10 protein-coding genes and 1 riboswitch are annotated in these 10,665 nt (G+C 65.5%); of the genes, 4 read left to right on the top strand and 6 right to left on the bottom strand.

Translation table 11 applies throughout. The features are described 5' to 3' along the window. Positions 1-121: 121 nt before the first annotated feature. From MHN84_RS29305 to MHN84_RS29295, 3 genes are read right to left on the bottom strand one after another with little or no spacing between them, the layout of a single operon-like run. Positions 122-427, bottom strand: a complete 306-nt coding sequence (locus tag MHN84_RS29305; RefSeq protein ID WP_241207958.1) for a hypothetical protein — start codon at positions 425-427, stop codon at positions 122-124. A gap of 24 nt (positions 428-451) precedes the next feature. Then, complete coding sequence (locus tag MHN84_RS29300; protein WP_241207957.1) at positions 452-853, bottom strand: hypothetical protein; 402 nt, start codon at positions 851-853, stop codon at positions 452-454. After that, a complete protein-coding gene (locus MHN84_RS29295) occupies positions 850-2,505 on the bottom strand; it encodes an NERD domain-containing protein (RefSeq protein WP_241207956.1) in 1,656 nt (551 codons plus the stop codon). Before MHN84_RS29295 ends, MHN84_RS29300 begins: the two co-directional genes overlap by 4 nt. A 99-nt stretch (positions 2,506-2,604) precedes the next feature. After that, positions 2,605-2,716: riboswitch (SAM riboswitch) on the top strand. A 32-nt stretch (positions 2,717-2,748) separates the two neighbouring features. On the opposite strand from MHN84_RS29295, the gene MHN84_RS29290 reads away from it, so the two are divergent. Further along, positions 2,749-3,330, top strand: coding sequence for a hypothetical protein (locus MHN84_RS29290; RefSeq protein WP_241207955.1), 582 nt, complete (start codon positions 2,749-2,751; stop codon positions 3,328-3,330). A 107-nt stretch (positions 3,331-3,437) separates the two neighbouring features. Beyond that, complete coding sequence (locus tag MHN84_RS29285; RefSeq protein WP_241207954.1) at positions 3,438-3,848, top strand: hypothetical protein; 411 nt, start codon at positions 3,438-3,440, stop codon at positions 3,846-3,848. A 32-nt stretch (positions 3,849-3,880) separates the two neighbouring features. Here the strand turns inward: MHN84_RS29285 and MHN84_RS29280 are convergent, their stop codons facing one another. Next, positions 3,881-4,525 carry an NUDIX domain-containing protein gene (locus MHN84_RS29280; RefSeq protein WP_241207953.1) on the bottom strand — a complete coding sequence of 215 codons (645 nt, stop codon included), beginning with the start codon at positions 4,523-4,525 and terminating at the stop codon, positions 3,881-3,883. A 71-nt stretch (positions 4,526-4,596) separates the two neighbouring features. Here MHN84_RS29280 and MHN84_RS29275 point away from each other — a divergent pair, with 71 nt between their 5' ends. Both MHN84_RS29275 and MHN84_RS29270 read left to right on the top strand, forming a co-directional pair. Further along, complete coding sequence (locus MHN84_RS29275; protein WP_241207952.1) at positions 4,597-6,039, top strand: ADP-ribosylglycohydrolase family protein; 1,443 nt, start codon at positions 4,597-4,599, stop codon at positions 6,037-6,039. Positions 6,040-6,064: 25 nt separating this feature from the next. Further along, on the top strand, positions 6,065-7,084 hold the full coding sequence (locus MHN84_RS29270; RefSeq protein ID WP_241207951.1) for a metallophosphoesterase: 1,020 nt from the start codon (positions 6,065-6,067) through the stop codon (positions 7,082-7,084). Positions 7,085-7,180: 96 nt separating this feature from the next. Here MHN84_RS29270 and MHN84_RS29265 read toward each other — a convergent pair whose 3' ends face one another. Both MHN84_RS29265 and MHN84_RS29260 read right to left on the bottom strand, forming a co-directional pair. Next, positions 7,181-9,937 carry an AAA family ATPase gene (locus MHN84_RS29265; protein WP_241207950.1) on the bottom strand — a complete coding sequence of 919 codons (2,757 nt, stop codon included), beginning with the start codon at positions 9,935-9,937 and terminating at the stop codon, positions 7,181-7,183. A 3-nt stretch (positions 9,938-9,940) separates the two neighbouring features. Next, on the bottom strand, positions 9,941-10,354 hold the full coding sequence (locus tag MHN84_RS29260) for a hypothetical protein (protein WP_241207949.1): 414 nt from the start codon (positions 10,352-10,354) through the stop codon (positions 9,941-9,943). Positions 10,355-10,665: the final 311 nt, after the last annotated feature.

Genomic DNA, 10,665 nt, shown 5'->3' with positions numbered 1-10,665 from the left:
TCCTGTTGAGTCACTTGGTAGGTAACTCACTGACCACTACGCGATGGCCCACCCCAACAGCGTCAACGACACACCCAGCACCGTCGTCCCCGCCCCCCGAAACTCCACCACGCTAGGGGACTTATCCGTCGAAGTTGTCGATGTATGCCACCGTGAGCCGCTTCATCGTCTCGGTCAGATCGGACATCCAGGGCTCGAATCGTGAACCGTGATCTCTCAATCCGCCGACCTCGGCCAATTGCTCACGAAGTAGGGATTCCACCAGAGCAAGGGTTTTGCGCTGGACGTCGATGAGAGCCGCCGACGAATTCTCCTCAGCGATATGACGATGCACATCCCACAGCTTCACCCAATCGTGCTGACCTTCGACAAGCACTTTTTCACGCGCGGACAGCGCTTCAGGCTCCTCGATCCGCCCCGCGTCCATGTTCTGAGCATAATGAGCCGGCGGTCACCACACCTTGAGGGTTTGCGAGTCGGACTCGCTTAATAGTTTCAGCACAACAGGGCGATGTGATCGCACCACGACATCCGGGAAGAGTGCCAGGAGCGCGCAGACGAAGGCCGACCTCTTCACATTCAACTCGTTGAGGAGATAGGGCTGACTGAGCTCTCCAGTTCGGCGGAGGTGTTCCCACGCCCGCACGATCATCCAGGCAGGAACGTGCTGCGGGCCGGTTGCAAGCCGCCCGGACCGTGCCGTCTCGACGTCAACGCCCTGCCGATCAACTGCGGCGATCCGATTGATCTGCTTGTTGGCGATCGTCTCGATCTCGTCCCCCGGCTGCACTGCTGCGGCGACCCGTTCATACAGATCGGAGTCCATCTCGATGATGTGTTGACCCTCGCTCATGGAATGTTCAGCCGCCGCGCCAGATCCGGTCCCCCGACCGCCCGCAGGAAGTCGGGGTCACCGCAAACGACGAGTTGGTCACGCGCACGGGACAATCCGACGTAGAGGCGTTCCCGGGAACGCTCGAACGCCGACTCCTCGTTGACTACGAGCACGACGGCGCGCCGCTCCAGACCTTTGAACCCGAGGACGTGTCCGTAGAAGACCTGATCGGCGTCCCAGAAGCTATCCCAGTAGGCAGCGCTACCTGCGGCTTGGCGTTCACGCTGCTCGGGGTGGCGGCTGCCGGTCGTGAGCAGGGCGACGTCCTCGGGTCGCCACCCCTCGTCGAGCAGCGCGTCGACCTCGTCGTCGCCGGCGTCCATCGCGTCATCGCGCGAGCAGGGTACGTACCTGACCGCCGGCCCCTCCCCACCGAGAAACCGCATCGGATGGTCGACCAGGGGCTGGAACGCGTTCGCGATCTGACGCGTGTTGCGCAGGTTGTGGTCGAGGATCAGCGGCACGAGCGGCACCGGCGGGGAGCCGTGCCGGTCGAACACGCGCTGCCCCTCGTCGGTGAACACATAGATGCCGCCGGTCTCGTCGTCTTTCAGCGCCGCTAGCAGCGGGTCCCACCACGCGTCTGCGAAGTCCTGCGCCTCATCGACGACGATCGAGTCGAACCGGTGCCCGGGCTCGAGTTGTGCTGCCAATTTGGCCATCTGGCGCGGTAGGTCATGCTCCCAGAACTGCACGGTCTCGTCGGTGCGTAGAGATTCGTCGGGGCCTTCCGGCGCACCCCACTTCTTCCCCAGGTCGTGGAACTCACCCACATAGGCGGGCTGCTGACGCCGGTTCCAGGCGCCGGTGATGCGCTCCAGATACGACGCGAGTCCGTGGGAGTAGCAGACGAGCGCGACGCGCTGGCCGTTGCGGGTAAGCCGGCGCGCCTGCTCCATCGCCAGGAAGGTCTTGCCGCTGCCGGCACCGCCGCGGATCTCCACCCGGTTGAGCAGCTTGATCGCGTCGAGGATGACCGACTGGTGTTCGGTGAGAATGTCTGCGGCGTCTTCGTTTTCGAGCGCTCGGGCGACGACGCTGCGTTGCGGCAGGCCGCGGCCGCTGAGTGCGTCGGCGAGTTCGGCGATGCCGTCGCGGGTGAGCAGGGGCCGATCGAGCTCCTGGCTGACGAGAATGTGGCGCAGTTTGGCGCCGATGTCGGGCAGGTCGGTGCGGTCGATCACTTTCCAGCGCGGACAGTCGGGCAGCGCGAAGCCCTCGGGTAGATCGGTGTTGGGCAGTACGACGACGTGGTCCCACCGCAACCGCTTCTTCTGGGTCCACAGTGGGTCCTTCTCGATGAAGTCACGCAGGGCGTAGCACGCTTCGCGCGCCTGGCGCACGGGGTTGATCTTGTGGATGTGACCGCCGCGGCGCTGCCACCACGTCTCCCCGTCGTGCCACACCTCGCCGCCTTTGACCTCGACACACACGATGCCCGCGCCTTCGATCGCAACGAGAAAGTCGACCTCGTGGTCCTTGAGATGGTCGGTGACCCGCTTGCCCGGGATCACGAGGTCACCGGGCTCGAGCTGATCGATGAGGGCCTGCCACACCTTGCGCTCGGCCCCGTTGGCCAGCCGTGGCGTCTCGGACGCGGTGATGGTCATGCGTCGCTCCCCCTCGAGTTGCTCCGATGGTAGCGAGGGCTTGAGACACCGATGTCGAGAAGCGGCTCCCGTGTCGCACCCCTTCCCTACACTGATGGAGCTCACGAGCGGACGACTGTTCGGGTACCTGGCCCGTCGTCCCGGCAACCGCGCAACACCGCACGGTGCCCCAGGGGAAGAGCCGGCACGCTCCGGCGTGCAAGCGGTGGACGCCCGGACGCGGCGTCGCCAGAGGGTCGAAAGATGCCGGACCACATCATCACTCCCACCGACGCCGCGGTGCGCCGGCACGTCGACGTGCTCTCCGTCCACATCCCGTGCGGCGGCATCCGAGGCCCCGTGCGACGCGGCGAACAGCCGCGCTGGCAGTCCTGCCGCTGCGAAGACAATCCCGTGCGCTGGGACGGCGTCGACGTATCGCGCGAGCACGACCTCTGCATCGTCTGCTTCCGCGCCACAGCCGGCGGTCCATCGCGCTGGGCGTGGCTGGCGTGCCAGGACTGCCGGGCCGTCAACGCAGAGATCGCCGAGGTGTCGGGATTCGCACCGTTGCGGCTCGGCCGGCACAGCCTGATGCACGGCGTCGGAGTTCGCGCCGACGCTCCGCCTCATGTCCGCGGCGAGGAGGTCGCGCGTCTGACGGAGTTCGCCCGCGGCGATGCGCGCCTGCGCGACTGGCGTCGCACCGAATACCCCAGGCTTGCCGCGCGCTTCGCTCCTCTCGCGGATGTCCCGGTAACGGTCTGGACGCGAGAGCATCCGGGCGGCCCGGAAGCTTCGCGGGATGCGTTCGACCGACTGCTCGGCCCAGTCCGGCCACTCTGACCGCGCAAACCGATCCGCCGAACCGTTCTGTCGCAGACAATGCAATCAACAGGGGTGAGCATGATCAACGACAACGACGGCGTACGCAGCGAGCACGAGGAGATGCCGTGACGCAGGCCGATGAGTCCGCCGACGCCGCGAGCGGCAAGCGTCCGGTCCCCACGTTCGGTCGTGGGATTCGCTTGCACGCGGGAACGACATCCAATCCGGTGACGGGGACGAGCGACGACTACTCGGCCTACGCCTATTACAGCCCCGAGGACGGTTTCTTCGAACTGAGCACGCATGACGACGGGCACTGGCCGGTCGACGCGTACCACCAGGCTCAGTGGGTGGAGGCCGACGACATAGCCGTCCTACTGAAAGCCCTGGGTGGGGACAGTGGCGGCGCAGACCCTGCCGAGCTGTTCGCTCAGCGCGTGCAGGACGGAAGCATCGGACTCAAAGAGGTTCCGAACTGGCTCTCGCGCAACGCCATCCCGCATTCCTCCGGGTCGAGATCCGTGAGCAATTCCTAGGGAGGGCGCCCCCGGATCGTGAAGAGCAGGAATTAGATCCGGCGAAACAGCTCGGCCGGTCGGCCTCGGCCGCCGCGGGTCACCGCGCCGGTCGCGACCAGCTGCGGTTCCATCGCCCGCCGGAACGAATCGCGTTGCAGCTCGCGTCCAGCGACGCGCTGGTGCACCAGCCACAGGTCGCGGATGGTGAACTCCTCACCGAGGAGGTCGTCCGGATCGGGCTGCTGGGCGTAGCGGCTCTGCAGATGCTCGACGGCGCGCGCGATGATGCTGACGTGGTCGTAGGGCAGGCGGCCTGGGGCGTCCACCGGCATCAAGCGGGTGTCGTCGGCGAACCTGCTCTCCAACCGGTCCGGTTGGACGACGTCGACGTGCGCGACAGAGAGCACCCAGCCGCGGTCGTCGCGGTCGGGCTCGTCGAAGACGTGCAGCTGCCGCGGATGCAGACCGGACACGTTGGCCTTGTCCCGCAGTGACCGCTCGACCGCGTCGGCGAGCCTCTCCCCCTCGTGCAGGAATGTTCCCGGCAGCCCCCACCCCCGGCGGTTCTCCCGACGCACTTGCAGCACGACCAGCCCGAGCCGCTCATCGAGCGCCAGCACCGCGGTGTCGACGGCCACCGACGGGCGGGGGTAGTCGGTCAGCGTCCGGCCGCTGCTGTCTCGGTAAGCGTTCATGTCAGGGGCTTAGCGTACAGTGACCTAATTAGCGCAGAATTGCTCTAATTCTGAGACGGGGGTGGTCTGACATGACATCACGAGATGATCGCATCGAAGGCGTGCTGCTGGCGACGGCGGCGGGTGACGCGCTCGGCGCGCCCTACGAATTCCAGCTTCCGCGCGGCCCGGAGCTCGACGTTGTGATGGCCGGCGGCGGTCCGTGGGAGCCTGGCGAGTGGACAGATGACACCGCGATGGCCATCGCCATCGCCGAGGTCGCTGCCACGGGAGCCGATCTACGTGAGGAGGCCGCCCAGGACGCCATCGTCACGCGGTGGCGCGGGTGGTCCCGGGGCGCGAAGGACGTCGGCATCCAGACCGGTTCGGTGCTGCGGTCGGCGACGATCGGTGACGTCATCACCGCCGAGCGGGCGCGCGCCGCGGCGGAGCACCTGCACCGTCGGAGCGGGCGCAGCGGGGGCAACGGATCGCTGATGCGGACCGCGCCGGTCGCGCTGGCCTACCTCGACGATGAGGACGCGTTGGTGCGGGCGGCTCGGTCGCTCAGCGTGCTGACGCACTATGACCCGGAGGCGGGTGACGCATGTGTGTTGTGGTGCAGCGCGATTCGTCACGCCGTGCTGACGGGCGAGCTGGATGTCCGCGTGGGGTTGCGCCACCTCGGCCCGCAGACCCGCGGTGTGTGGGCCGAGCGGCTCGAGGTCGCCGAGACGTCGCGGCCGGCGGACTTCCCGAACAACGGCTGGGTGGTGTCCGCGCTGCAGGCGGCGTGGTCGGCGATCGCGACGACGCCGGTACCCACCGACGATCCGGCGTCGGGTGTGTTCCGAGCCGATCATCTGCGCCTGTCGTTGGACGCGGCGGTGCGGGCGGGGTTCGACACCGACACCGTGGCCGCGATCGCCGGCGGATTGCTGGGTGCCGCGCATGGGGCGTCGGCGGTTCCGCTGGAATGGCGCGCGCAGCTGCACGGCTGGCCGGGTGCGTCGGCGCGGGACCTGGCGACGATGGCGCGGCTGATCGCGCGGGGCGGCAAGCCGGACCAGTTCGACCCGCGCTATCCGGGCTATCGGGTCGGCGCGTTGGTGGCGCACCCGTTCGACGATCAGGTCCTGCTGGGCGGCATCGGCGCGTTGCGCAATCTGCCCGACGGCGTCGACGCGGTGGTGTCGCTGTGCCGGATCGGTGACGACGACGTGCGCCGCGACATCCCGCACGTGGAGGTGCGGTTGATCGACCGGCCGGATGCCGATGACAACCCGCATCTGGAGTTCGTGCTGCTGGAGGCGGTGAGGGCGGTCGAGCGATTCCGCCGTGACGGCCGGACCGTGCTGGTGCATTGCGTCGAGGCGCTCAGTCGCACACCCAGCGTCGGGGCACTCTACGGCGCGCGGCTGCAGGGTGTTTCGCCCGAGGAGGCGCTGCAGGCCGTGCAGGGCGTGTTGCCGTCGGCAGCACCGAATCCTGCGTTCCGGGAAGCCTTGCGGCGCATAGTGCCTGAGAAGTTCTGATGTTCACGATGAAGAAGGGGGAACGATGACAGCTTCGACCTACGAGGGGTACGACATCATCGGCGATGTCCACGGTTGCGCCGACCAGCTCGAGGAGCTGCTGGCCGCGATGGACTACCGGCGGGCGGGCACGGGTGGTGAGTACCGACATGAGCGCCGGCAGGTAATCTTCGTCGGGGACCTGATCGACCGCGGCACCCAGCAATTGGAAACGCTGCGGTTAGTCGAGCAGATGGTCGATGCGGGCAGCGCGCAGATCGTGATGGGCAATCACGAGTTCAATGCGCTGGCCTATCACACGGAGTGGCCGCAAGGCAGTGGGAAGTTCCTACGTCCGCACGACGATCCCGACGACGAGCGGTCAGAGAAGAATGCCAGCCAACACAAGGCATTTCTCGAGCAGGTGACCGGTGCGGACCGCGACGAATATCTGGAATGGTTCACGACGCTGCCACTCTGGCTCGACCTGGGTGGTGTTCGGGTGGTTCATGCGTGCTGGCATGAGGGTTCAATGGCGGTGGTCGAGCAGCGATGCGGCTCCAACGCGCCGTTCGCGAACGTCGAGCACCTCGTCGCAGCCAGCGATCCGAAGGACGATCTCTACGAGGCAGTCGAGACACTGCTGAAGGGCCCAGAGATCAGTCTGGCGGCTCACGATCAGGAGCCGTACCGGGACAAGGACGGTCACGAGCGAGACAGTGCCCGGATGCAGTGGTGGAACAGCAGCGGACACACTCTGCGTGGTCTCGCGGAGATGGGTGGCAACTTCACCACGATGTCCGGTGAGCCGTATCCTGCGCTACCCGAGCTGGAGGTCCCGGCCGACGAGCACACGTACACCTACACCGGCCAGATTCCGGTGTTCTATGGCCACTACTGGCGGCAGGGCCGCCCCGAGCACGGACTGGACTGGACCGACTACACCGCGTGTGTCGACTTCAGCGCGGTCAAGGGCGGGAAGCTGACGGCGTACCGGTGGTCGGGTGAGGAGAGGGTGCGCATCGAGAACTACTTCACTGAGGGTGGCGGCTCCGACCGCCGATGAGTGCATCGCCAACGATCGCAACACGCTTTTGCACCCGCGGTGCGCGGTCGAATTCTTTCGCTCAGGCCTAATCCCCTCTTGCAGTCGGCTTCCCGATCATGGTGCCGGCAGCTGAACGAGCTTGTCGCGCAAAGGATCGAGATGTTCCTGCGCCCAGGCGAGCACCTCATCCTCCTGGGAGAAGAGGATCACCTGATGCTTCGCGCTGAGCTCGTGAAGCAGTTCCATCACCGCGAGGGTGCGGGTGTTGTCGGACTGGGTAGTGACATCGTCGAAGATGAGTGGTGCAGTCTCGACACCGCCGGAGAGAACTTGCGAAAGTGTCACCCGCAGCAAGAGGTAAATCTGTTCGGAAGTGCCTAAAGACAGCCGATCCGCCTGCCGCACTTGACCGGTCTTCTCCGTCACCTGAATTGTCAGATCGGCCGGATCGACAGTGACATCACGGTACCGACCATTAGTCACCCGCGGGAGCCAAGGTCGCATTCGTTCTGCGAGAGCGGGTGCGATCGAGGCGTTCGCTCGTTCTTTGGCGTTTTCAAGCTCGCCGGCGGCCGCGTCGAGACATGACGCCAGCATCTCAACCTGAGACACCGCCCGCTCCGCGTCGGCCTCCTCTTCCACAGACTCAGCCACCGACCCAAGCGCGCTACCGAGGGCCTGGATCTTACCCTTGAGCTGTCCGTCGAGGTCGATCATCCTGTCGTAGAGAGCTTTTGCGTCCTCGACAAACGCGTTGAGATCCGGTGGCAGCGGCTCCTCTGGCTCGTCACCGGCTGTTGCAGTCAGCGCCGCGAGATCCGATTGCAGGTCGTGTATTTCGCGACCTCCAAGCAGCTGTTCGAGCAGAGCCACGTCCGTCTTCCGCTGGGTCAACCGCGCGCGCTTCGCGTCTTGCTCACTGATCCACCCACGCAGCTGTTCAACGGCCGTCTCAAGCGGCTCCGCCGTCAATCCGAGCGCGGCAGCGAGTTCGACCACCTCGCGTCCCTGAGCTTCGCGGATCGAAAGAGCCTGCTGGTGATTCGCTTCGAGCTGTAGCCGCTGGCTCCGCGCCTCGACGAGGTCTGCGCGACGAGCGGCTTGTTGGGCGATCTCAGCACGCTGCTTGCAAGCCTCGACATACTCGGTGAACTTTCGTAGTGTCTGGGCGACAATCTCGTTCGTGATCTCTAAAAGTCTCTCGTCACCGAGCAGGCTCGCAAGTGCCCGGACGCGCTCGTTGCGCGCGGCTTCAAACTCCCCAGCTTTGTCCGCGTGCTTCGACGCCGCTACCCGCGCCACGCCCGCGGCATCGATCTCGCGAGCGAGACGCTTCAAAACATCTGGATCAGCGTCGATGGATTCTGCCTCTACCTGAGCTCGCGCCGCACCAACGCGCTCCTGGTGCTGGCGAAGCGCGACCTCCTGAGCCATCACCCCGGCCTGAGCTTCCTGCGCCGACAGCGCCCCTGAAAGGAGGTCAACTTGTCTGCGGCTGGCAGCGATGACATCGTCAGCTGCCGATCGCTCAATAGCATGGAGCGCGGCCAACTCGAGCGCCATTGCCCTGTTTTCGACGGCCGCGTCGTAGTCGATCTTCGCCTGTCGATACCTAGCATCGAGCTGATCGACTTCGGTCCGCATGGCGGCTAACTGCGCAGTTCGCTGTTCCCTATCCTGCTGGAAAGCTGCGACCGCGGCCATGTCAACCTCAGGTGGCGATTGCGCAAGAACGTTAGCGAGAGTGCGCAACTCATCGGGAGAAAGTGTTGTCGAGGTAGAAGTATCGACAGAGGGCGGCGCGGTCTGCGCGTGGGTGTCGAGTGCTGTTTGCGCTTTGACTAGTTCACTATGGGCGTCGATAACGTCTTGACGCGGCTCGCGATCACCCTCCGGCGCTAGGGGCAATTCGTCGATTTGGGCTTGCAGCTCAGCCGCGGTAGGCCCCTCCCCTAGTGGCACCACATCGGTCCCGCGGTCGAACACCACCAGCGCGTTGGTAGCGGCTGCGACTTTGTCCTCATCGACAACCAGGTCCGCTTCGCTTGTTTCAGACACCCTGATGGACAGCGCTTCGGCTTTCTCGACACGGTCTCGCAGCTCATACACGCTCTGCCACTTGGCAAAACGTCCGGAGAGTTCGACCTTTGCCCGCGCCTTTTCCAGCGGCGCGACCAGCTTGTGCCGGTTTGCAATAGCTTCGAGGAGCTCGGAGAGATCGTCGCGTTGCATCTCCGCTAGCGATCGTGAGGCGTTCAGCGCAGCGCGAGCAGTGGCAAGCGGCTTCTTTCCGTGCGGCACTCCCACCCATTCAGCGCGCCGTTCCTTGAGCCATGCGAGCGCCGCGTCGGCCGTCGCATCCGCCGCTCCCGTCGATGCGGCCCTCTCCAGAAGCTCCTGAAGCTCGCCGGCGTCCTCGCGAACGCGAAGGATGTCTGCTTGGCCGGTGAAGATGGTCGACCGCGCCGACAGGCGATTGAGGCCCAGGAGACGGGTGCCATCCAAGCTTCCGTCCGTGAGCAATTCACTCTCGGGCGCTGCCCGGTCAGTCGATCCGTCGACAATCGTCCATTCACCCTTCGCCAGGTCCTGGGCGATCGTCAGTGTGCGGTTATCGTCGAGCGTGACGACAAGCCCCACAGCCCATTTCGAGCCGGACCACGGCTTGTGTCGGTTCTTGTACTCGGACTCGGCGGCGCTGCCTCTGCCCTTATACTTGCGCCGGCCGGAAAGGGCCGCATAGGTAGCGTTGAACCAACTGGATTTGCCTGCCTCATTAGGGCCATGCACAACGTTGAGACCCGGTGTGAATTGCAGCTTTTCGCCACGGAATGGGCCGAATGCGATTCCGATGACCTGGTCGATACGCACGCTTCACGCCCCCTGAAGCGAGGCATTGAGGGCGGCCAGTCCGAGCGCGGTGGTCTGATGCTGATGCAATTCAGTGGTGTTGGTGTACGCCATCGCTCGAAGGAATTCGGCGCGAGCGCTGCGGTCCGTCGGATCTACGGACGGCGTGGCGAAGCTCAGGGAATCAAGATCGAGCACGACTTCAGGCGGAAGATTCCGGTGCGGTCCGCTGAACCCCGGGAGTAGCACTCCGGGTGCGAGCATGCCGACCAGCCTCAAGAGCAGTGGACCTTCGGGCGCAAGTACGTCCTCAAGGGCATCCGCTAGCGCGTCGGTGTCTTCGATGTCCGTGACGTCGAGATCGATCAAGGATCCGGGTTGGCCGGGGAGATCAACCGGCCGGGCCGGCGCTTCGGGCTCCGCGCCGTTGATCAGCACAGCGAACCCTCCTGGCTCCCTCGGATCACGGACGAGGGTGGGGACGGCGAGCACTCTCCCGTTGCCGCCGGCCGTCCCGGCACGGATCAGCGCATGAGGTTCCGACACGTCGGGCAGCCGCGGGGCGGCCCCGCCGGGTGAGGTCCAGGCACTCACCCATACCGCCGGTTCGGCCGCGCAGGGTGGATAAGTCCCCTAGCGTGGTGGAGTTTCGGGGGGCGGGGACGACGGTGCTGGGTGTGTCGTTGACGCTGTTGGGGTGGGCCATCGCGTAGTGGTCAGTGAGTTACCTACCAAGTGACTCAACAGGA

It is taken from the genome of Mycobacterium sp. PSTR-4-N, from assembly GCF_022348085.1.
GTDB lineage: Bacteria > Actinomycetota > Actinomycetes > Mycobacteriales > Mycobacteriaceae > Mycobacterium.
Note: the sequence above shows the minus strand (reverse complement) of the source record. Positions and strands in the feature narration are given on the sequence as shown.

Bases quoted from the DNA above. Each gene is read 5' to 3' on its own strand.
- MHN84_RS29305 (WP_241207958.1), bottom strand. From the start codon at position 427: ATGGACGCGGGGCGGATCGAGGAGCCTGAAGCGCTGTCCGCGCGTGAA.
- MHN84_RS29300 (WP_241207957.1), bottom strand. From the start codon at position 853: ATGAGCGAGGGTCAACACATCATCGAGATGGACTCCGATCTGTATGAA.
- MHN84_RS29295 (WP_241207956.1), bottom strand. From the start codon at position 2,505: ATGACCATCACCGCGTCCGAGACGCCACGGCTGGCCAACGGGGCCGAG.
- MHN84_RS29290 (WP_241207955.1), top strand. From the start codon at position 2,749: ATGCCGGACCACATCATCACTCCCACCGACGCCGCGGTGCGCCGGCAC.
- MHN84_RS29280 (WP_241207953.1), bottom strand. From the start codon at position 4,525: ATGAACGCTTACCGAGACAGCAGCGGCCGGACGCTGACCGACTACCCC.
- MHN84_RS29275 (WP_241207952.1), top strand. From the start codon at position 4,597: ATGACATCACGAGATGATCGCATCGAAGGCGTGCTGCTGGCGACGGCG.
- MHN84_RS29270 (WP_241207951.1), top strand. From the start codon at position 6,065: ATGACAGCTTCGACCTACGAGGGGTACGACATCATCGGCGATGTCCAC.